Genomic DNA, 20800 nt, shown 5'->3' with positions numbered 1-20800 from the left:
ATTTAACATTCAAGAATATGAAAAAATTAATCGCAGGAATTGCATTATTCGGAACATTCGCTCTTGCATCTGCACAAACGATTACGTTTGACAAAACTACTTTCGACTACGGTACTGTAAAGCCTAGTTCAGACGGTATCCGATTTTTCACTGTAACCAATACTGGTGATAAGCCTCTTATCCTTTCCAATGTAAAAGCATCTTGCGGATGTACGACGCCTGAATTCAGCCAGGATCCTATTATGCCGGGAAAATCTGCTAAAATCAAGGTGGGATATAATACTGCTATCAACGGCGGTTTCAACAAGATGATCGAGGTATTCTCCAATGACCCTGTGAACAGCAGAAGCGTGATCTACATCAAAGGAAACGTAGATCCTAATGCTCCTGAGCCGAAGCCATTGACTCCGGAAGAGCTTAAAGCGAAAGAAAAAGCAGAGAAAGCTGAAGCAAAGGCTGCGGCTAAAGCAGCTAAAAAAGCGGCTAAAACTGCTGCAAAATAGTATATCTCTACTCAAAATAAAGAAACCGTCTCCAAAAGAGGCGGTTTTTTTAGTATATTTATGTGGGGATTGAAGTTGGATGCTGGAGGATGGAAGCTGGACGTTGAGAGAAACCGTTAATGAATGTAATAAGTTTTTGACAAAATATGAACTTACTAAAATTCTGATTTTAATAACAATCTTAACAAAATTTGATAGGATTTACTTCTCTATCAGTAATTTTGACTTTATCAAGATGATTTGATATTTAAAAGTATTAACGATTCATTAACTGAAGAAACTTCCAGCATCAAGCTTCCCTCTTCCAGCTCTACAAACCTGAGTTTACACTAATCTTAATCTTTAAATAAAATATGAATACCAACTTTTCAGACGACTTCTTAATCAAAGGGAAATTTTCGATCAAAAAAGCGGCAACGGAATATAAAGGCAATCTAACTAAAGAAGAAGGCGCACAATTACTCATTAAGGAAAAAGAAAAACTTCGTGAACTCCAGGAACGGCTATACTCAGACGGAAGCCAGTCGCTTTTGGTCGTACTTCAGGCGATGGATGCAGCGGGAAAAGACAGCATGATCGAGCACGTTTTCGGCGGGGTAAATCCGCAGGGATGTAATGTAACGAGCTTTAAAACCCCGAGTTCCCGGGAATACGCGCATGATTTCCTGTGGAGGCATTACCTGGCATTGCCCCAAAAAGGAATGATCGGGATTTTCAACCGTTCGCATTATGAAAGTGTACTTGTTTGTAAAGTGCATCCAGAATATAACCTCAGTGAAAAAACATGGACATCGGTGAAAGATTTTGATGAAAAATTCTGGGAAAACCGATATGAAAGCATCCGGAATTTTGAAAAGCACCTCGCACAAAACGGAACGACGATTGTAAAAATATTCCTTCACGTATCCAAAGAAGAGCAGAAGAAACGGCTTCTGGACCGGATCAATGAACCTGATAAAAACTGGAAATTCTCTTCTGCCGACCTCCCGGAACGTGCGCTTTTTGACAAGTACATGGAATGTTATGAGACCGCCATAAACGAGACCTCCAAAGATAATGCTCCCTGGTATGTACTTCCCGCAGACAACAAATGGTTTGCCCGGGTGGCAGCCATACAGATTATTATAGATGCACTTGAAAAGATGAACCTGAAATATCCTGAACTTTCGGAAGAGGAGAAACAGAGTTTGGAAGATTCAAAGAAAATACTGGAAAACGAATAAAGATTTATTATTTTAAAGTTATTATGAAATTCAGTGATTGTTTTCTTAAATATATCCTATATAAAAAATGCGGAGACTGGTCTCCGCATTTTTTATATCTGAATTTCAGATAAATCACGAGAAAATCTATAAGCCGGATTTTGTATCCCGTTACAGGAACGGGATGCCTGTTATTTATCTACGTCTTACATTGCTGCAAAACTTGAGCTGATTACCCCTCGGCTTTCAGAGCGAGTAACTCCTATTTTCATTGCTGAAAAGAACCGATATACTTATCATTGCACCACAAAGAGTTTACCTGATTTCACTACAGCCGAACTGTACATCCTTTCTGTTGCACTGGTCCTACCCTCGCGGGTGACGGATGTTATCCGCTTTGCTGCTCTACGGTGTCCGGACTTTCCTACCTCCCGAAAAAACGGGAAATCAACAGGCCGACTTTCTCGTGGGTGCAAAGATAACAAAATGTGAATTAAATCCGCGTTTTGCGGATTGTGAATTGTCAATTATTTATCAACTTAAAATTCACTATTCCTTTACGAAGTAAAATTGACAATTGACTAATAATTATTATCTTCGTGCAACCATTTATTACATCTGCCTTGGCTTCAAAAGAAAAAGAATTTGCGCAGCTTATTAAGGATAATCAGGGTTTGATTATCAAGGTTTCGCGGCTTTATACCAATTCTTTGGAGGACGAAGAAGATCTTTTCCAGGAAATTGTTTTACAGTTGTGGAGAAGCTACGATTCTTTTAAGGGAAATTCCAAGATTTCTACGTGGATGTACCGGGTTGCCCTGAATACAGCCATTACCCTTTTCAGAAAAAAAAGCAAGAGCCTGCCCACCAATGAGCTGGACATCAACCATGCCGATTTTATCGAAGATGATGATGAAAAGCAGCAGCAGGTATCACTTTTGTATACGGTAATCAAAACGCTTCCCAATGTGGAACGTGCGATTGTTATGATGTATCTTGACGATTTGCCTTACAAGGATATTGCAGAAAACCTCGGAATTACCGAAGTGAATGCGCGTGTGAAAATGAACAGATTAAAGAAAACCCTTAAAGAACAGATGGAAAAATATGCCTGAATTCGATTTAGACAGTTTCAAGAAAACATGGCAGGAACAACCTGTTCAGCAGAAATACGGCAGCAATGAAATCCTTCAGATGCTCAACAGGAAGTCACGAAACTATGTGAAGTATATTTTCTGGATCAGTGCAGCGGAATTTCTCTTTTTTACATTAATCGGTCTGTTTTATATAATCCAAGGAAAAGAAGCAAACTCATTCCTTAATATTCTCGACAGGCTCGGCGTACAGAAAACTTCGGAGCTGGAGCTTACCTTCGACAATATTTATCTTATTCTTAAAATAGCAAGCCTTTCGGTTACCGCTTACTTTGTCTATCGGTTTTACCAGAATTACAGAGGCATTAAGGTAGAAGAAAACCTGAAAAAATTCATCCTTAAAATCATTCAGTTTAAAAAAACGGTCAATGCTTTTATTATAATTAATATTGCTCTGCTGGTTACTTTTACTTCTATTTTCACGGTGTTTGTGTTCTATATTCTCAATACCCAGAATATCGAAATCACCAATTCCACGATCATCGGCTTTATAGCAGGTACCGTTATCAGCACCGTTTTTACCGTACTGATGGTATGGCTTTATTACAGAGTGGTGTACGGGATTATTATTAAAAAATTAGACCGTAATCTTACCCAGCTTAAAGAGATCGATTCGCAGGAAATTTAGTAGATCAGGCAGGAATGTGAGATTTTATTGTTAATTTTATTTCACCAAATCTTTCATTCTATGCAACTATCTTATGTTCACGGGGCTTCCGATATTCCTTTGTTAGGGGAAACGATCGGAAACAGCTTAAAGCACACCGTTGAAAAATTTCCGAATCACGAAGCATTAATCTGTGTTCACCAAAATTACCGGGCCACCTATCAGGAATTTTATAACCAGACGACAGCCGTAGCAAAAGCCCTCATTTTTCTGGGAGCTAAATCCGGCGACCGGGTCGGAATCTGGGCGGCCAACCGTTACGAATGGGTTCTGCTGCAATATGCCACTGCCAGAATCGGGGTCATTTTAGTGAATATCAACCCGGCCTACCGAACCAGCGAACTGATTTTCGTAATTAACCAATCGGAAATATCCCATCTTTTTTCTTCTTTGGCTTTTAAATCCAGCAATTATAAAAAAATGATTGCCGATGCCCGTGAATTCTGTACCACGTTAAAATCAGAGATTTTCTTTGATGACAACTGGGAGGACTTCCTGAACAACGGACAGGAAATTTCCGATGATACATTGCACAGTTTTGAAGAGCACGTTCAGTTTGACGACCCGGTAAATATTCAGTATACTTCGGGAACGACAGGCTTTCCGAAAGGAGTTACGCTTTCACATCACAATATTTTAAATAATGGTTATTTTATCGGAATCCGTCTGAAGTACACCGAGAAGGACCGGGTTTGTATTCCTGTTCCGTTTTACCACTGTTTTGGTATGGTAATCGGGAACCTCTGCTGTACCGCTCACGGCGCGTGCATGGTGATTCCGAATGACAGCTTTGATCCTGAAATTACTTTACAAGTAGTTTCTACTGAAAAATGCACCTCTTTATATGGAGTTCCGACGATGTTTATCGCCGAGCTGGCTGTAAAAAATTTCGATACTTTTGATTTTTCAAATCTGAGGACCGGGGTTATGGCAGGCTCCGTTTGCCCTCCGGAAATTATGAAAAAGGTAGAAAGCCTGATGAACATTAAAGAAATGAGCATCTGTTATGGAATGACGGAAACCTCACCCGTTTCTACGCAAACGCTGATCGGAACGCCATTCGAAAAGCAGGTTAATACCGTAGGAACAGTTCATGATCACCTGGAAATAAAGATCATCGATAATGACGGGAAAATTGTAACACGCGGCGAACATGGCGAACTTTGTACCCGTGGATATTCGGTAATGCTGAAATACTGGAACGATCCCGAAAACACCCGAAAAGTAATTGACGACGGACGCTGGATGCACACCGGTGATCTGGCGGTAATGGATGAAGAAGGCTATATTACTATTTCCGGAAGAATAAAAGACCTCATCATTCGCGGCGGAGAGAATATTTCGCCTAAAGAAATTGAAGATTTCCTGTATACGTACCCTAATATTCTGGATGTTCAGATCATTGGAGTACCAAGTGAAAGGTTCGGGGAAGAAGTGATGGCCTGGGTAAAAATACGGAAAGGCTTTAATGTTACCGAAGATGAGCTACTGGACTATTGTAAGGGAAAAATTGCCCACTATAAAGTTCCGAAATACTGGAAATTTGTGGAGGATTTTCCCATGACGATCTCAGGAAAAATCAGGAAAGTGGAAATGAGAGAGGTCTCGATAAAGGAACTCGGCTTGGAAAATATAAAAGCCTGAAACTTTACTGTATCATAAAAACGAAAAAAAGCATTTCAATTTGAAATGCTTTTTTCGTTTTATTTTAAAGTTCTTTTCTTAACCGTGCTACCGGAATATTCAGCTGTTCGCGATATTTGGCGATCGTTCTTCTTGCAATATTATAGCCCTGCTCTTTTAAGATTACGACCAAAGCATCATCGGTCAATGGCTTTCTCTTATTCTCTTTGCTGATGACTTCCTGAAGATGGGTTTTGATCTCTTTCGTGGAAACTTCTTCACCGTCATCATTGGTGAGACTGTCTGAGAACAGATCTTTAAGATAGATAATTCCGTTCGGCGTATCGGCGTACTTGCTTTTTACCACTCTGGAAATCGTTGAAATATCAAAACCGGTAATATCCGCCACATCTTTTAAGATCATTGGTCTCAGGGATTTTTCATCACCGGTAAGAAAATAATCTTTCTGGAATTTCACAATGGCTGTTATCGTCTGTAATAACGTATTCTGACGCTGATTGATGGCATCGATATACCATTTGGCAGCATCCAGCTTCTGCTTGATAAATAAAGCTGCCTGCTTATGCTCTGAAGAGTTTTTATCATGAGAATACGTTGATAAAATATCTTTGTACTCTTCGGAAACCCTTAATGTAGGAGCGTTCTTGCTGTTCAGCATCGGAACAACCTGCCCGTCTTTCACCTGAATGACAAAATCCGGAATGATTTCCTGGTTGATTGTAATGGTCTGGGTATCGAAGTTTCCGCCTACTTTCGGAGACAACTTTGAAATTTCGTCCAAAGCATCACGGAGGTCTTCTTCTTCGATATCGTATTTCTGAATGATTTTATTGTAATGCTTGTTGGTTAAAGCATCAAATTGATGTCTCAATATATTTGCAGCCAGAGAGACCGCTTTATCAGAGCTTACTTTCTTCTCGATCTGTAAGAGAAGGCATTCCTGAAGTCCTCTCGCGCCTACTCCCGGCGGATCCAGCTTCTGCACATAGTTTTCAAGGATATCCTCTACATTTTCCTTTGTGGTATAAATTCCCTGCGAGAAAGCCAGGTCATCGACGAGGGATTTGATCTCTCTTCTTAAATAACCGTCGGTATCAAGATTTCCGATGATATATTCTGCAATTTTCTCGTCTTCTTCACTGATGTTTACAAGGTGGATCTGCTCGAGCAGATAATCGTATAATGACTGACCTTCCGTTAAAAGGCTTTCGTTATCGAATTCTTCATCGTCTGAAGAATAGTTGCTGGATGCAGTTTTATAGCTTGGTTCATCGTCGTACAGATACTGGTCGACATCAAAATCAGTTTCAATGCTTTCCGTTCCTTCAGTTTCATATGAATCTTCAAGGGTGGCATATTCATCTTCTTTAGATTCTTCTTTTGCAATTTCTAATGCCGGGTTTTCTTCTAATTCTCTTTCAAGTTCCTCCTCAAATTCTAATGTGTGCAGCTGGATCAGCTTCATCAACTGGATTTGCTGGGGTGCCAGCTTTTGCCCTAATTTGAGTTGTAAGTGTTGTTTTAGCATATTACTGGATGGTGTTTTAACATAACATATTCTACGAATTTAATAAAATATTTTGAGAAAAATAGTTTTTAGCACGATTTTTGTACTCAATGCCACATAATAAGCTATTTAAAATAAACAGAAAAAGCCCTGAAGTATGACTATCAGGGCTTTTTTGCGTTTATTGTTAAAATGATAACAGGAATAAAAAAATGGAGAATTCCGGAAGAAAAATAAAGCCTGCTCTTTTTATACATCCAGATTTTCAGGATTTCTACGGTTATCCAAGAAAGCAAGAATTTCTACCGCATCTTTATTGAATCTGTAATAAAGTGAAAAATTTTTATCAATTAAGATAAATCTTATGCCTTTTATCTCAGAGACCGAACCCATATCCGGATTTTCAGCGATCAGCTTTTGCATCTTTTCGACTTCCTTAATTTTTTCGAATATTTTTCGGAAGAATTATGAACATTCCAATACTTTAAAGTATCAGCAAAAGAACAAAGCGCTTTTCTGGTCCATTTTATTTGAAGCCTTGATCTAGCGTTTCTTTAACCTCATTTTCAGTAACAAAATCTCCACGGTCTGCCTGCACGATTCCTTCTAGCTCTTTTCTCTGACCATTCCACCAAGTCCCCTGTTAATTAGTAAAGTTATAAAAAAAATCCTTCTGAAAAATCAGAAGGATTTCAATATTATTTAGCCAATTTTTTAGAACTCTGCATTTTTCGGTGTTCTTGGGAAAGGGATTACGTCCCGGATGTTTGTCATTCCCGTTACGAAAAGAACAAGTCTTTCCAATCCTAATCCGAAACCGGCGTGCGGTACGGAGCCGAATTTTCTGGTATCCAGATACCACCAAAGCTCATGTTCGTCAACGTGCATATCAGCCATTTTCTGCTTCAATACATCCAGCCTAGCTTCTCTCTCAGAACCTCCGATAATCTCGCCGATTCCCGGGAAAAGAACGTCCATTGCCGCAACGGTTTTGTTATCGTCATTAAGCTTCATATAAAAAGCTTTAATCTCTTTCGGATAATCGAACAACACTACCGGGCTTTCGAAATGTTTTTCTACCAGGTATCTTTCGTGCTCGGACTGAAGATCCGTTCCCCAGTTTTCTACCGGATACTGGAACTTGCCTTTTTTATTTTCTTTTGAATTTAACAGGATCTCAATAGCTTCGGTATAAGAGACTCTTTTAAACCGCTTAGCCACTACATTTTCAAGCTTCTCGATCAACCCTTCTTTAGCTCTCTCTTTTTCCGGCTTGGATTTTTGCTCTTCTGCAAAACGATTATCCAGGAACTCAAGATCATCTTTGCAGTTATCCAGTACATATTGAATGACGTATTTCAGGAAATCTTCCGCCAGATCGATGTTGTCTTCAAGGTTATTGAAAGCCACTTCCGGCTCGATCATCCAGAATTCCGCCAGGTGTCGTGTCGTATTGGAATTTTCTGCACGGAATGTCGGTCCGAAAGTATAAATTCTCCCTAATCCCATGGCTGCCGTTTCCCCTTCAAGCTGTCCGGAAACCGTAAGGTTGGTTTTTCTTCCGAAAAAATCCTGAGAAAAATCAATATCGCCCTGCTCGTCTCTCGGGATAGCATTCAGGTCAAAGTTTGTCACCCCGAACATTTCCCCTGCTCCTTCCGCATCAGCACCCGTGATTACCGGTGTATTGATGTAAAAGAACTGGTTTTGGTTAAAGAAAGAATGCACCGCAAAACTTACGGCGTGACGTACTCTGAAAACCGCTCCGAAAAGGTTTGTCCGGAATCTCAGGTGCGCCTGTTCTCTCAATGTTTCCAAGGAGTGCTTTTTCGGCTGAAGAATGGTTTTATCTCTGTCTTCCGTAAAGTTATCGCCTAAAATGGTAATTTTCTTTGCCACGATCTCCACGGCCTGTCCGGCTCCCTGGCTCTCCACCACTTCACCTACGATCTTCAGAGAAGCTGCCGTACTGATTTTACCGATAAGCTCTTCATCGAAATTTTCGAAATCAACAACAATCTGCAAATTATTAATTGTAGAACCATCATTTAGCGCAATAAAGCGATTGGCACGAAACGTTCTTACCCAGCCGTAAACCGTAATGTCATGATGTAATACTTTCTTGTAATCCTGTAGGATTTCCTTAATGGTCTGCTTTTTCATTTGTTGATTAAAATTTTTGTGTAAAAATTAATGTCCGCAAAGGTACAAAAAACGTTTTAAGACTTAAATATTTATCGTTGTTTAATTTTCTTCAATACATAAGAGAAAATTACTTTCACTTTAAAATTTTCCTATTTTTATCTTTTATCTGAATTAGGTTTAGTTAAACAAAACCGTTTTCTTACGTTTTTTCCCTTTCCTGATTTTCCATGCATGGTAGGAGCTCGGAACATCATACTGCCACTTCGGAAGCAGTAGAATAATCAAAATTACGTCGACATGCGAAATAAAACCCAGGATTACCGTTAAGCTAAAAGGCCAGCCTGTTTTCTGAAAACCGATTACATAAGTTAATGCCAGAAGAAGGCTTAATCCCCATAATTTTGAAAGCCACGCATGAGTACAGGTTTCTTTACCGAATTTGAGCCAGCTGATCACATAACAGAGAGCTTCCATGACAAAGATTAGAACAACGCCCTTCCATTCGCTTTTTATCAATCCCGGATTCAACAAGTAAGCGGCAAATCCCAGAGAGAGCCAGAAAACCAGATCGGTCTGGCTGTCCAGCCTTCTTAATTTTTCCGAAGAAACACCGGCCTTCCGGGCAATAATCCCATCGAAAATATCGGTAAATAATCCGAAATACATGAATGCCAAAATTAAAAATCTGGCTTCTGCACCTTTAAAATAGGCTAATAAAAGGATGACAGGTGCTAAAATAAATCTTGCAGCAATTAATAAATAGGGTATGGTTTTCATGGCTTTTTTATTTTCGCTTTAAAATTCCAATTAACGAAAGGCAGCTTTCTTTTCTCATTTTCATTCCACCATCCCAGCTGTATCCCTCTGAAATCTTCGCATTTATTGAAAATTCCGATCTGTAGACCCCGGCATTTTTTACCGACATTTGCTAAAGGGGCTATCGAAAAACCTTTCATCTCATGATGAATATTAAAAAAAGGGGATACAGCAACTCCGTTCGTAACCGCACTGCTTCCCATATTACTTGAAACATTGATCTCTAAACCGTTTGTAATTGTTGGTTCCATATTAATCAACGACAGCTGCATTCCATTGATTTTGTTCATTTTATTTTTCTCCACAGTTTCATCGCTTTTCAAATTCCAATGCTCCGCCTCCGTTACGTTAAAAAGCAGCAGGGCGGGTACAAAAATGCCGATGATATTCAGCCCCATTCCTAAACCGTTTACCTTTTTAGGTTTAAAGCCCTCACCTTCCTGATCAAAATATTTCACTAAAATTCCGTCAACATTTTTTACATTCTTAGAAGGAGAAAAACCGAAGACTTTTGTTCTGGAAGTTTTCACCTGTCCATGATCCTGTGCGTGACAAAAATTAATCAGTAAAAAACTCATTATTAATACAGTTCGTGTTTCCATAATTCATTATTTTAAAATTATTGACTCAAAATTATCAACAGAAAACGCAGAAGCAAATGCGGAAAAAAATTAAAATAAATACCTACTTTTGTGAAAATCGCAAAAACCATGCATCAGGAAATTCTACTTAAACAGATCCGTCGGAAAATAGGTGATAAATCATTGAATGACGAAATCGCCAACATCCTTAACATCAGTTATGATGCCGCGCACCGAAGAACTTCCCTGAAAGCGAAATTCAGTTTTGAAGAGGCGCTGGAGCTGGCAAAATACTATCAGATTTCATTGGATCAGCTTCTGACTTCGGATCACCAGATCTTAGTACAGAAAACAAAAGCCGTTACTGAGACCGGGGATTTGCAGTCCTTTTTTAAGCATAACCTCGCTATCTTTGAAAACCTTCCCCTTTCGGACGGAATGACGATCTACTATTCGGCGAAAGACATCCCGTTTTTTTATACGCTGTCGGACACCCTGCTCTCGCGGTTTAAAATTTATGTCTGGATGAATCTGCTGAATGCAAAACAGGTGTTTATTCCATTCCTGGAATTTTTGCCACCCGATTTTAATTTAGACACGAAAGAATTAAGGAAAAAATATGAAGAACAGAATGTGGTGGAATTATGGAATGATCATACGGTTTCCAGTATCTTGCAGCAAATCTTATTTTATTTCGAAACCGGATTGCTGAAAAAGAATGAAGCCCGGATTATTCTCCAGGAACTGACGGAACTCATAGAATATATTGAAGGGAAAACGGAGAACAGCCCGAGATTCCGGTTGTACGAAAATGAACTGATGCATCTTTCAAATGATATTTTTTTCCACCATCCGCAGCAGTCTCTTTTTGCCATTCCCACGAATATGTTCGGCTATATCCTGATTACAGATGATAAAACCTGCACGGAAACGCAGAATTATTTTGAGCATCAGATCAAAAACTCAAAGTCGATGAATACTTCCGGAAACAGGGACCGGAAAATATTTTTCAATAAAATGTATAAACAGATTGAAAGTTTGGGAGAGAAATTAAGCTAAACCAGTGCTTATGGCGATTATTCGTCTTTCTTGGAAGGTACCAGAAAAACATCGATGAGCCCTTCAGGAAGCTGCATTTTGATGAAGCGTTCTTCACGGTTTACTTCAATAATCCAGTCCTTGATCATTGGGATCACGACTTCTTTTCCGTCCAGATTCGTAACGAAATACACCTGTGCCGTCTGATCGTTGACTGATCGGATGACGCCGCAATCATTGTCGTTTTCATCGAAAATAGTAAATCCGATGATTTCGTGATAATAAAACTGCTTGCCGGAGAGTTTTGGCAGTGTAGATAGCGGCAGATAGACATCTTTGCCTAAAGACTGGTCTACCAGGGCTTCCGTAGAATTTTTAAAAGCAATATTCAGAGCATCGTTTTTGCTCCAGGATGATTTTGCAATAAAAAAAGGAACCAATAATCCGTTGATTTCAACGAATATTGATTCCAGTTTATTGTAAAGCTCGGGTTGATCGGTATCCAGTTTAAGGATAACGTTTCCCGCAAGTCCGTGTCTGCGTGTGATTTTTCCTAATAAATAGCAATCTTCTTTACGCATCCCGGATTTTTCTTAAGCTTCAGTATTTTCTTCTGTAGATTCAGCAGCAGGAGCTTCTCCTTCAGCAGTTTCCTCAGCAGGTGCGTTTGCCGCTTCTTCAGCAGCCTTAGCATCAGCTTCAGCTTGTGCAGCAGCAGCGATTCTTGCTTCGTTTACTTTAGCTTCAGCTTCTAACGCAGCTTTTTTAGCATCGGATTTAGCAGTTGCCAAACCTTCTACTTTACCTTGTACTTTAGCTTCTTTAGCATCTACCCAAGCAGCAAATCTTTTTTCAGCTTCAGCTTCATCAAAAGCACCTTTAGCTACACCACCTTGTAAGTGTTTTTTGTAAAGGGCACCTTTGTAAGAAAGGATTGCTCTTGCAGTATCAGTTGGCTGAGCACCGTTGTTTAACCACTTCACAGCAGAATCAACGTTCAAATCGATAGTTGCAGGGTTCGTAATTGGGTTGTAAGTTCCTAGTTTCTCGATGAATTTACCATCTCTTCTAGCTCTAGAATCTGCAACCACGATGTGGAAGAAAGGTTTTCCTTTTTTACCGTGTCTTTGTAATCTGATTTTTACTGACATAATGTTTGAATTTTACGGGAACTCGTCCCAGTTAAATATTTAAGAGTGCAAAGATAGTAAAAAAGTTTAAAGTAAAAAGACCCAGGTAAAAAGTTTTACAAATTCCGCTATTTATTTCAGGAGCCGGGAACCTGTTCTCACTACTTGCTTTTTTCTTCTGCAAAGAAAAAGAGCTCAGACAGGCCGTTCGATCAGGGCTATTTTATTCTAGATTTCCTAAGTAAAACAATCCCAAGCATTTCTGGTTTTCTTCGATGGTGAGGGATTCTTTCAGGTGATCGACCAGTTTCGGAGAGCTCCAGTAGCAACCAATCTCATTGGCCGTACAGGTAAGGTACATATTCTGGACAGCCATCGAAACCGCAGCAATTTCTTCCCACTCCGGAACCAGCCCGCTGAAATTCACCACAATGGAAATTACAGCATCTGCTTTATTGATTTTGAAGCCGATATCGTTGTACTTTTTCTCCAGAAACATCTGTTCGGGTTGGGTAGCTTTGTAAATAGCCTGCATTTCAGAAGCAAGCTTAGCCTTTTCTTCCCCTCTGAACGTTTTGAAACGCCATGGTTTGGTCCGCTTATGGTTAGGAGCCAGTGTTGCCGAATGTAAAATTTCATCAAGAGTTTCCTGAGGAAGTTCCGCGTCGGTGTAATCTTTAGGAAAAATACTTCTTCTTTTTTCTATAATTTCTTTTAAGACTTCTGCTTTATTCATGAAACAAAATTACGAAAAAGATGAAAGCCGGAAGCAGGATGAAGGATGTAATGTTTGGAGTGGATTCTTAATGGATGATAAACAATGGGTAATTAGTAATGGTTGTTTATCAAAACTACTTTTTACTTTTTACTTTTTACTTTTTACTTTTTACTTACAAAACCTCGACAATCTTCTGATGGATTTTATTTAAGGTAAATTCATCGCCGGGCTTCATGCCCATCATTTTTTTAGCCATGGGACTTTCTGAGGAAATCGCATAAAAGCGGTCGCCTTCAAAGAAAAATTCCCCCAGAGAGACCGAAATATAAAACCGGGCTTTATTAGTAATCACCAATGAACCCAGCTGCACCCTGTCGGTAGAATTGTTCAGAACTTTGCCCATGTTTCTTCGAAGATCATGCAACGCTCCCAGCTGACGTTGCATCTGGTAGATTTCTTCCTGCATTTCTTCTCTCATGCTGTCATATTTCGGGGTCTTTTTTATTTCGCGGCTTGCTTCAAGGGTAAATTCTATAAAATTTTTCAGTTTCTCTATTTTTCCGGCAATTACGTCTTTTACATAATTCCTGATGTTGTTCTTTTCAAATACTATCTTCTCCATGTATCGAATCTTTATATAAAGATAATATTTTTTAAATAATCTCTATTCAGCTTAACATAAAATAACAGTTTGATTTATTTTTTCAATTTTTAAAAATTATTTCTATTTTTACGGTCTTAATTTTAAAACTAATATCATGTTTAAAGCACCGTTTTCCTTCAACGGCAGAATCAGAAGAACAGAGTACGGATTGTCTTATCTTATTTATTTAGCATTTTCTGTTCCTTTTAATCTTTTCACTTTTAATAATGATGAACCTTCAGGAACCGTTCTTATCATCTTTTTACTTTTGGCTATTCCTTTAATTTGGTTTATGTTGGCACAAGGGGCAAAGAGATGCCATGACCGCGGCAACTCCGGATGGTTCCAGATCATTCCTTTTTATGGCCTGTGGATGTTGTTTGCCGACAGTGATCACGGACCCAACGAATACGGTCCGAACCCGAAAGGACAAGGGAATTATAATTCAATTAACGAAATTGGTAAAAAAGAATATTAAATAATAAAGCCTTGTCCGTCGACAAGGCTTTCATTTTATTTTTCAGCTAATTTTTTCAGGTTGTTCAGTCCTTCTTCGTAAGATTTTCCCATCTGGTAATCCATCATCGGTCTCATGACCTTCATCATGGCATCCTGTTCCGTATCCATCGTCCAGGTTACCTTCGTTGCATTTCCTTCTGGAGACAGCATAATTTCGGAAGTCGCCTCACCCGCAAATGGTCTTATAAAAATCATTTCTGTTTTCTGCTTCTGCTCCGGAACCAATTCTTTGATTTCCTGACACCCAGCTCCTGCGTGATCATCTTTGCTGTCCCAGCAGTACTTGTCTCCTACTTCACCAGCATTTCCGGAGTAGGCAATTTTCATCGACGGATCCAGCTTCATCCACGGGTTCCATTGGTTGAAAGCTTTCATCGAACTGACCTGTTGCCAGACTTTCTCTTTCGGAGCATTGATTACCATTGATTTTTCATAATGATAATTGTTACCGAACGCCAGCATGGCTACAACAGCATAAACAATAAGCAAAAGAATAAGGATACCGATAATTTTTAAGAAGGTTTTCATAGTCACCGTATTTTAAGGTTATTTTTTAATAAAGTCAGGATTCGACTGCTGTCAAAATTAATTATTTCCGGCACATTCCGGCTTTGCATATGACAAGATTATGCAATACCGTCAATTTTGTCACACCGCTTTACTCAGGCATTATTTTTGCGCAATTTCGCTGTCGGTTCGCAGGAATCGTTACATTTACAAATATTAAAATCAGACTATGAATATTTTAACAGAAAAATTTAATACCCCATATCATTCAGCGCCTTTTGATCAGATCAGCAATGCCGATTACCTTCCGGCTTTTAAGGAACTGATCCGGAAATCGGAAGAGGAGATCCATGCGATCGTCAATAGCCCCGAAGAGCCTACTTTCGAAAATGTAATCGAAGCACTGGCCTATTCCGGAGAGCAGCTGGATGTGGCTTCCAATATATTCTTTAATTTAAATTCTGCCGAAACCAGCGACGAGCTGCAGCAGATTGCGCAGGAAGTTTCCCCGATCCTGACAGAATATTCCTCGAAAATCTCCCAGAACGAAGCTTTGTTTAACAAAATTAAAAAAGTCTACGACGAAAAGGAAAAATACAACCTCAACGAAGAACAGCAGATGCTTCTCAATGAAACCTACAAAGGTTTTGTAAGAAGCGGTGCTTTGCTGAACGAAGAAGACAAGGAAAAACTAAAGAAAATCAATATGGATTTATCTTTAAAGTCGCTTCAGTTCGGGCAGAATGTTCTGGCCTCAACGAACAATTATTTCAAGCACATCACCAGCAAAGAAGATCTAGCAGGAATTCCCGACGCTATTCTTGAACAATATGCCGAGGAAGCAAAAGAGAGAAACCTGGAAGGCTGGGTCGTAACATTACAGTACCCGAGCTATATCCCGTTTATGACGTACGCCGAAAACCGCGACCTGAGAAAGGAGCTGGCCTTGGCTAACGGTAAAAGGTCTTTTGACGGTGGAGAATTTGATAACCAGCATCTTGTTAAAGAACTTCTTTCACTTAAACAGCAGAAAGCAGAACTGCTCGGCTATAAAAACTATGCGGAATATGTACTGGAAGAAAGAATGGCGAAATCCCCTGCGAAAGTAATCGACTTCCTGAACGAACTTTTAACCAAAGCAAAACCGTACGCCGGAAAAGAAATCGAAGAATTGAAAGCATTGGCTAAAGCTGACGGTATTGAAGAAATGCAGGCTTATGACCACGCTTTCTACGCGGAAAAACTCCGTAAAGCCAAATACGATCTGAATGATGAGGAACTGAAACCTTATTTCCCTCTGAATCAGGTTCAGGATGCCGTTTTCGGATTAGCCAACCAGCTTTTCGGACTTACTTTCGAGGAAAGAAACGATGTCCCGAAATACCATGAAGATGTAAAAGTGTATGAAGTTAAAGAAAATGGGGAATACAAATCTCTATTATATGCAGACTATTTCCCACGAAAAGGCAAAAGAGCCGGAGCCTGGATGACGAGCTATAAAAACCAGTATAAGAAAGACGGTGAAAATTCCCGTCCGCACATCTCCATCGTCTGCAATTTCAGCAAACCGACAAAGGATACGCCAAGTTTACTGACCTTCCAAGAAGTAACTACCTTGTTCCATGAATTCGGTCATGCCCTGCACGGAATGCTGGCCAATACCCAATATCCAAATCTTTCTGGGACTTCTGTGAAATGGGATTTTGTGGAATTGCCGTCCCAGTTCCTTGAAAATTTCTGCTACGAGCCGGAATTTTTAAAAACATTCGCCAAACATTACAAAACCGGTGAAGTATTGCCGGATGAAAAAATAGAAAAGATCGCCCAGTCGAAAAACTTCATGGAAGGCTACCAAACCCTCAGACAGCTTGGTTTCGGACTGCTGGATATGAATTATCATACCAAGGTTGGAGAGTTGGAGAATAAAAGTGTAAAGGAGTTTGAGGATAAATATACGAAAGCTACCCAATTATATCCAGCCAATCCGGAAATGGCAATGAGCCCGAGCTTCTCGCATATTTTCCAGGGTGGTTATTCGGCAGGATATTATTCTTACAAGTGGGCAGAAGTCCTCGATGCCGACGCTTTCCAGTACTTCAAGGAAAACGGGATATTCAATCCGGAAATCGCCGCCAAATATAAAGTCCTGCTTTCTTCCGGCGGTACCAAAGATCCGATGGAATTGTACAAAAGCTTCAGAGGAAGCGAACCGAAAGTGGAGAGTCTATTGAAAAGGGCGTTTGGGTAAAAATATTTTTAAACCATTAAGTGAATCAGCTTAATGGTTTTTTATTTTAAATTTGACTTATTGAATTTATACAGGATATTGTCTGCCAGGTATATTTTGACGGAAAGTCATCCGAAAAAATATTTAACCTTTTAAATTTAGACCTACCAAAACACGAACATTTAAATTTAGATTATACCTACAGACCGGATAGTGAGAAAGAGTTTGAAAGCAATAAATAAATGATTGATTATTTTATAGATACGGATTATGTTCAGCAGACATTTTACTGGAATCAAAATATTGACAACCCTGATAGAATTTCTTTTGTGTCAACATAACGGATGATAACAAAACCATATTCAGCCTGACGATTGACGGTACCATTGCACTAGCTGAAATTTATTTACATGATTTAAAACAGAAATTAAATTCCAACATCGGAGTTATTACTTTTGTGAATCCCGCAGAATATGATAGCGGGACTGATTTTAAAGAAAGATATCAGCCAATTAATATTTAGAAAACAATGTATAATATTCAGAATCTTTATGAAACCCTGAACGAGCGCAAACGTCCGGAAGATGTTGCAGAAATCATTGCTGGTATAATTCAGGACAAACTTACTACTGCTGAAAATGAAGTCCTCGAAAAAGCTGCACAAGGTGCCTTAAACAGAAGTTTTTTTGGATACACATCCATGCTGGAAAGTTTCGGTGAAGTCATCGGAGCCGACAGGCAGATTAACAAAGCTCTTAAAATCTTCAGGGTTCAAAATCTTTCAGATTCGGATTACAGTAAGACCGAAGGGATTGAACAGTTTTTATATGATATTTCTCCTCTAATTTCAAAACCGGTAGGTCAGAATAATTTCAAAACGGACCGGTTGAATAAAACAGAACGAAAAGAAGTGGGCCTTGATATTTCCAAGAGGAGTTATAACAAAAAATGGCGACTTTTAAAAAGGATAGAAAAAAGACTGCAGAAATTTATTATTGAAAGTAAAAAGCTGGAATTCCAGAAAATTTCAAAACATGGGTTAAGCCACACGATTAATTTCGGGGATTTTAGTGCAGATATAAACACCGCTTGTTTCATTGCTTACTATAATGCACGCTGCAATGTAAGAAGTGCATTTACTAATCATAGCCAGGAAAGGCCTTTTGATGAAATCTGTGAAATGTTATTCAACAGATGTAGGAGTAACGAAGCAAACACTAACTGGTGGGCCGTCTCTCACATCTACGCAAGTGATGAAACGTTATCTCATTTAACGGAGGAACAAAAAGGGATACTCTTGGGAAAATGGACCTCAATTATCCAGGAGATTGCAGAATTTATGAGCGATTTATGGAAAAACAATGACATTAATAGAAAGACCATGGCAGTAAAAAAAGGAAATGATTCATCTACATGGAATAATACGGCAGGAGCCTGGAATAAAGCCAGGGATAGCTGGATGAATCTGGTCTATTCCTTAGGAATGGAAGTTATTCTGGATGATCTCTGCTTTGGAAAAGTCATGAGGCTAATGGCGGCCGATGTCGTTGCCTGGCATTATGCAACAGGAGGTAAAATTGATCCGGATACGGAAGTCTGGAATAAACTTCCACTACCTTGGGAAGTTTTTGAAGGAAAAGCTTTTTGTAATAAAAAATTAATTGCAGATATTTGCAAAGAGGTGAGAATAGATCCGGAAAAGTCCGGGTGGATTGCCCCAAGAACTCACACGATTGCAAAATATAAACCGACTCCCGAACTTGTGCACGGAGTAATGGTTTCAAATCCATTTATGGCAACAATACTTAAAAAAAATAAATTTTTCTCAGGAAAGATTAATAAATAAAGACAGGTTAATTCAGTGGTAGAATGTCCGGCTCTTCTTCCGGATCGACGCAGGTTCGAGCCCTGCACCTGTCTATTTTTTAGGATCACTCATGAGCAGAATACCTCTGATCTTCATCCAAGAGGATACAAGTTCAAGTCCTGTTACCAAAACAAAATTTAGAAATACCAAATCCCAATTAAAACTTCAGATTAAAGAAAATGAAAATTAACGGGATAAAATTTTAGTTGAACACATTAAAAAACCCTTATGAAATCTCTTCATTCAATTGAAATCATCCCCTTTTCCGACGATCTTCAGGATCCTGTTAGAATCCTTAACTACGAATGGCTGGAAAAATATTTCAGGATTGAAGAGGGCGACCGGATTTCATTATCTAATCCTAAAAAGGAGATTATTGATAAAGGCGGGTTCATCTTCTATGCAAAACGGGAGGGTGAAATTGTGGGAACGGCCTCCCTGCTGAAAAAATCCGGATCTGTTTTCGAACTCGGGAAAATGGCCGTCTCCGAAAAAGCACAAGGTTACGGGATCGGAACGGCTTTGCTTGAGTACTGCATCGGCTTTGCCAGGGAACAATCCGCAGAAAAACTGATCCTGTACTCCAATACGAAGTTACAGTCAGCCATACATCTTTATCAAAAATACGGGTTCCGAGAAATCCCGCTCGAACCCGGACTTTATGAAAGAGCAGATATCAAAATGGAAAAACATTTAATTTAAGCATTTTACATTTCTCATTTAAATCATGAATATCATAATCAAAAGACTGGAAAACGTAAAAAAACTTCAGGCCAAGCGTTGGGAAAATGAAGATCACTGGGACCAAATCAATGATCTTCTGATTCAGGAGCTGGATGATATTTTATCTGAAGAACCTCAGAATACAGCTGCATTAATCAGTATCGGGGCAGTGTATTCGGATATGGGAGAAGATGATCTCGCTCTGGAATATCTTCACAAAGCATTAAACTTAGGTTCCGTTGATAAAAACCTGTTCATCAACCTTGCCATTGTCATGACGTATATGGGAAAACATCCTGAAGAATACCACGAATACCTGGAAACAGCCGAAGACAAGCAGGAAGATCCGCTGACTTTTAAAGCGCATTTCGATCCTGAGTCCCGTTAATTATACAGTTAAAAAAATCATATAGATAATCGAAAAACATTAAAAATCTGATAAATCGTAAAGTCCTCTGATTTTATGTGTTTTTTTTCATTACCTTAGTTATGAAATTGGCTCAGAAACAAAGCATCACATAAGATTATGGCAGAAAAACTTTACTTCATAAAGACCAATCCGGTTGTAGCAAAAATCAATTTATACAACAAACTCTGCCGTGAAGAAGAGCATGTTCTCCAATTTTTAGAAGAAGACAGAAAAACAAGCCTGGAGCTTATCAAGAAAAAAACACTTCATCATATTGACGATATTTCAAAAGAAGAGCTGGAAGGTATTCTTAAATGGTTCAATGCCAGATGCAGTGCTGATCCGGAAGAGCTGAAAGCCCAGCTATTTATTCACGGGATCGATATTTTCCATGAAATTTCAGATTCTTCGGAAACGGAAATCTTTCATCAGATCCAGTCGGATTATGAAAAACATTCGGAGATCAGCCTCGGGTACAAAACAGATGCAGACACTTTTAATCAGTTTCTGATCTACGGAATCTTTTTTTCAGGAATAATGAATGAAAAAGACAGCACCAACTTTCATTTTGATTATCTGAAAGCAGGCAACAGGAATCTTTATTCCCTTGCGGAAACCGTACTTCAGGAAAAAACCTCTGCCGTAACGCAAGCGCCAAAAGTACACCAGCATTTCTCCGAGCTGTATGACTGTACAAAATTTTACAAAGGAAATATTTTAAGGCTTCACAGCAATTAACCTGAAAGCTAGAGATAAAATTTCTATATTTGCAGCAATGAAGCAACTTAACTACATCTTAC

General features: G+C 39.2%; 22 protein-coding genes, 1 tRNA gene and 1 other RNA gene. 13 read left to right on the top strand and 11 right to left on the bottom strand.

Features of this window, described 5'->3' with window-relative positions:
• Positions 1-17 precede the first annotated feature (17 nt).
• Positions 18-503, top strand: a complete 486-nt coding sequence (locus tag QE422_RS06680) for a DUF1573 domain-containing protein (protein ID WP_294283333.1) — start codon at positions 18-20, stop codon at positions 501-503.
• 353 nt (positions 504-856) lie between these two features.
• Positions 857-1726 carry a polyphosphate kinase 2 family protein gene (locus QE422_RS06675; protein WP_307456128.1) on the top strand — a complete coding sequence of 290 codons (870 nt, stop codon included), beginning with the start codon at positions 857-859 and terminating at the stop codon, positions 1724-1726.
• Positions 1727-1839: 113 nt separating this feature from the next.
• On the opposite strand, the gene rnpB is transcribed toward QE422_RS06675, so the two are convergent.
• An RNA gene (gene rnpB / locus QE422_RS06670) (RNase P RNA component class A) lies at positions 1840-2172 on the bottom strand.
• Positions 2173-2328: 156 nt separating this feature from the next.
• Between rnpB and QE422_RS06665 the strand changes: the two genes are divergently transcribed.
• From QE422_RS06665 to QE422_RS06655, 3 genes are read left to right on the top strand one after another with little or no spacing between them, the layout of a single operon-like run.
• Positions 2329-2820 carry an RNA polymerase sigma factor gene (locus tag QE422_RS06665; RefSeq protein WP_072954385.1) on the top strand — a complete coding sequence of 164 codons (492 nt, stop codon included), beginning with the start codon at positions 2329-2331 and terminating at the stop codon, positions 2818-2820.
• Positions 2813-3487 carry a beta-carotene 15,15'-monooxygenase gene (locus QE422_RS06660; protein ID WP_307456127.1) on the top strand — a complete coding sequence of 225 codons (675 nt, stop codon included), beginning with the start codon at positions 2813-2815 and terminating at the stop codon, positions 3485-3487. Before QE422_RS06665 ends, QE422_RS06660 begins: the two co-directional genes overlap by 8 nt.
• 60 nt (positions 3488-3547) lie before the next feature.
• Positions 3548-5170: an AMP-binding protein gene (locus QE422_RS06655; protein ID WP_307456125.1), complete on the top strand. Its 1623-nt coding sequence runs from the start codon at positions 3548-3550 to the stop codon at positions 5168-5170.
• A gap of 64 nt (positions 5171-5234) precedes the next feature.
• Here the strand turns inward: QE422_RS06655 and rpoN are convergent, their stop codons facing one another.
• From rpoN to QE422_RS06630, 5 genes are all read right to left on the bottom strand, one after another.
• The gene (gene rpoN, locus QE422_RS06650; protein WP_307456124.1) at positions 5235-6698 is read right to left on the bottom strand and encodes an RNA polymerase factor sigma-54; all 1464 of its coding nucleotides are present in this window, start codon (positions 6696-6698) and stop codon (positions 5235-5237) included.
• A 228-nt stretch (positions 6699-6926) separates the two neighbouring features.
• A complete protein-coding gene (locus QE422_RS06645) occupies positions 6927-7100 on the bottom strand; it encodes a type II toxin-antitoxin system RelE/ParE family toxin (RefSeq protein WP_307456122.1) in 174 nt (57 codons plus the stop codon).
• 291 nt (positions 7101-7391) lie between these two features.
• The gene (gene asnS, locus QE422_RS06640; RefSeq protein WP_307456121.1) at positions 7392-8840 is read right to left on the bottom strand and encodes an asparagine--tRNA ligase; all 1449 of its coding nucleotides are present in this window, start codon (positions 8838-8840) and stop codon (positions 7392-7394) included.
• A 159-nt stretch (positions 8841-8999) separates the two neighbouring features.
• A complete protein-coding gene (locus QE422_RS06635; RefSeq protein ID WP_307456119.1) occupies positions 9000-9599 on the bottom strand; it encodes a CDP-alcohol phosphatidyltransferase family protein in 600 nt (199 codons plus the stop codon).
• On the bottom strand, positions 9596-10240 hold the full coding sequence (locus tag QE422_RS06630) for a hypothetical protein (protein ID WP_307456118.1): 645 nt from the start codon (positions 10238-10240) through the stop codon (positions 9596-9598). The genes QE422_RS06635 and QE422_RS06630 overlap by 4 nt, the downstream gene beginning before the upstream one ends.
• Before the next feature lie 90 nt (positions 10241-10330).
• On the opposite strand from QE422_RS06630, the gene QE422_RS06625 reads away from it, so the two are divergent.
• Positions 10331-11278 carry a helix-turn-helix domain-containing protein gene (locus tag QE422_RS06625; protein WP_307456116.1) on the top strand — a complete coding sequence of 316 codons (948 nt, stop codon included), beginning with the start codon at positions 10331-10333 and terminating at the stop codon, positions 11276-11278.
• Positions 11279-11295: 17 nt separating this feature from the next.
• On the opposite strand, the gene rimM is transcribed toward QE422_RS06625, so the two are convergent.
• From rimM to QE422_RS06605, 4 genes are all read right to left on the bottom strand, one after another.
• Entirely contained in the window at positions 11296-11838 is a 543-nt protein-coding gene (rimM, locus tag QE422_RS06620) for a ribosome maturation factor RimM (RefSeq protein WP_307456115.1), read from the bottom strand.
• Between the two features lie 12 nt (positions 11839-11850).
• Complete coding sequence (locus QE422_RS06615) at positions 11851-12408, bottom strand: 30S ribosomal protein S16 (protein ID WP_307456113.1); 558 nt, start codon at positions 12406-12408, stop codon at positions 11851-11853.
• Between the two features lie 202 nt (positions 12409-12610).
• A complete protein-coding gene (locus tag QE422_RS06610) occupies positions 12611-13123 on the bottom strand; it encodes a nitroreductase (RefSeq protein ID WP_307456111.1) in 513 nt (170 codons plus the stop codon).
• A gap of 154 nt (positions 13124-13277) precedes the next feature.
• On the bottom strand, positions 13278-13727 hold the full coding sequence (locus QE422_RS06605; protein ID WP_307456109.1) for a hypothetical protein: 450 nt from the start codon (positions 13725-13727) through the stop codon (positions 13278-13280).
• 136 nt (positions 13728-13863) lie between these two features.
• Between QE422_RS06605 and QE422_RS06600 the strand changes: the two genes are divergently transcribed.
• A complete protein-coding gene (locus QE422_RS06600; RefSeq protein ID WP_307456108.1) occupies positions 13864-14226 on the top strand; it encodes a DUF805 domain-containing protein in 363 nt (120 codons plus the stop codon).
• A 35-nt stretch (positions 14227-14261) separates the two neighbouring features.
• Here QE422_RS06600 and QE422_RS06595 read toward each other — a convergent pair whose 3' ends face one another.
• Positions 14262-14795: an SRPBCC family protein gene (locus QE422_RS06595; RefSeq protein WP_307456106.1), complete on the bottom strand. Its 534-nt coding sequence runs from the start codon at positions 14793-14795 to the stop codon at positions 14262-14264.
• A gap of 208 nt (positions 14796-15003) precedes the next feature.
• Between QE422_RS06595 and QE422_RS06590 the strand changes: the two genes are divergently transcribed.
• From QE422_RS06590 to QE422_RS06565, 6 genes are all read left to right on the top strand, one after another.
• Entirely contained in the window at positions 15004-17022 is a 2019-nt protein-coding gene (locus tag QE422_RS06590; RefSeq protein ID WP_307456104.1) for a M3 family metallopeptidase, read from the top strand.
• Between the two features lie 508 nt (positions 17023-17530).
• On the top strand, positions 17531-18847 hold the full coding sequence (locus QE422_RS06585; RefSeq protein ID WP_307456103.1) for a hypothetical protein: 1317 nt from the start codon (positions 17531-17533) through the stop codon (positions 18845-18847).
• Position 18848: 1 nt separating this feature from the next.
• Positions 18849-18921 (top strand) — tRNA-OTHER (locus QE422_RS06580).
• 175 nt (positions 18922-19096) lie between these two features.
• Positions 19097-19570: a GNAT family N-acetyltransferase gene (locus tag QE422_RS06575; protein WP_307456102.1), complete on the top strand. Its 474-nt coding sequence runs from the start codon at positions 19097-19099 to the stop codon at positions 19568-19570.
• A gap of 25 nt (positions 19571-19595) precedes the next feature.
• The gene (locus QE422_RS06570; protein ID WP_307456100.1) at positions 19596-19979 is read left to right on the top strand and encodes a M48 family metallopeptidase; all 384 of its coding nucleotides are present in this window, start codon (positions 19596-19598) and stop codon (positions 19977-19979) included.
• A gap of 138 nt (positions 19980-20117) precedes the next feature.
• The gene (locus tag QE422_RS06565; protein ID WP_307456098.1) at positions 20118-20738 is read left to right on the top strand and encodes a hypothetical protein; all 621 of its coding nucleotides are present in this window, start codon (positions 20118-20120) and stop codon (positions 20736-20738) included.
• Positions 20739-20800: the final 62 nt, after the last annotated feature.

The sequence above is a fragment of the Chryseobacterium sp. SORGH_AS_0447 genome (genome assembly GCF_030818695.1).
Taxonomy (GTDB): Bacteria; Bacteroidota; Bacteroidia; order Flavobacteriales; family Weeksellaceae; genus Chryseobacterium.
Note: the sequence above shows the minus strand (reverse complement) of the source record. Positions and strands in the feature narration are given on the sequence as shown.

Coding starts and splice junctions, on each gene's coding strand:
- QE422_RS06595 (WP_307456106.1), bottom strand. CDS start 14,795: ATGAAAACCTTCTTAAAAATTATCGGTATCCTTATTCTTTTGCTTATT.
- QE422_RS06630 (WP_307456118.1), bottom strand. CDS start 10,240: ATGGAAACACGAACTGTATTAATAATGAGTTTTTTACTGATTAATTTT.
- QE422_RS06635 (WP_307456119.1), bottom strand. CDS start 9,599: ATGAAAACCATACCCTATTTATTAATTGCTGCAAGATTTATTTTAGCA.
- rimM (WP_307456115.1), bottom strand. CDS start 11,838: ATGCGTAAAGAAGATTGCTATTTATTAGGAAAAATCACACGCAGACAC.
- QE422_RS06680 (WP_294283333.1), top strand. CDS start 18: ATGAAAAAATTAATCGCAGGAATTGCATTATTCGGAACATTCGCTCTT.
- QE422_RS06660 (WP_307456127.1), top strand. CDS start 2,813: ATGCCTGAATTCGATTTAGACAGTTTCAAGAAAACATGGCAGGAACAA.
- QE422_RS06590 (WP_307456104.1), top strand. CDS start 15,004: ATGAATATTTTAACAGAAAAATTTAATACCCCATATCATTCAGCGCCT.
- QE422_RS06645 (WP_307456122.1), bottom strand. CDS start 7,100: ATGCAAAAGCTGATCGCTGAAAATCCGGATATGGGTTCGGTCTCTGAG.
- QE422_RS06565 (WP_307456098.1), top strand. CDS start 20,118: ATGGCAGAAAAACTTTACTTCATAAAGACCAATCCGGTTGTAGCAAAA.
- QE422_RS06575 (WP_307456102.1), top strand. CDS start 19,097: ATGAAATCTCTTCATTCAATTGAAATCATCCCCTTTTCCGACGATCTT.
- QE422_RS06610 (WP_307456111.1), bottom strand. CDS start 13,123: ATGAATAAAGCAGAAGTCTTAAAAGAAATTATAGAAAAAAGAAGAAGT.
- QE422_RS06585 (WP_307456103.1), top strand. CDS start 17,531: ATGTATAATATTCAGAATCTTTATGAAACCCTGAACGAGCGCAAACGT.
- QE422_RS06615 (WP_307456113.1), bottom strand. CDS start 12,408: ATGTCAGTAAAAATCAGATTACAAAGACACGGTAAAAAAGGAAAACCT.
- QE422_RS06605 (WP_307456109.1), bottom strand. CDS start 13,727: ATGGAGAAGATAGTATTTGAAAAGAACAACATCAGGAATTATGTAAAA.
- rpoN (WP_307456124.1), bottom strand. CDS start 6,698: ATGCTAAAACAACACTTACAACTCAAATTAGGGCAAAAGCTGGCACCC.
- QE422_RS06570 (WP_307456100.1), top strand. CDS start 19,596: ATGAATATCATAATCAAAAGACTGGAAAACGTAAAAAAACTTCAGGCC.
- QE422_RS06600 (WP_307456108.1), top strand. CDS start 13,864: ATGTTTAAAGCACCGTTTTCCTTCAACGGCAGAATCAGAAGAACAGAG.
- QE422_RS06655 (WP_307456125.1), top strand. CDS start 3,548: ATGCAACTATCTTATGTTCACGGGGCTTCCGATATTCCTTTGTTAGGG.
- asnS (WP_307456121.1), bottom strand. CDS start 8,840: ATGAAAAAGCAGACCATTAAGGAAATCCTACAGGATTACAAGAAAGTA.
- QE422_RS06675 (WP_307456128.1), top strand. CDS start 857: ATGAATACCAACTTTTCAGACGACTTCTTAATCAAAGGGAAATTTTCG.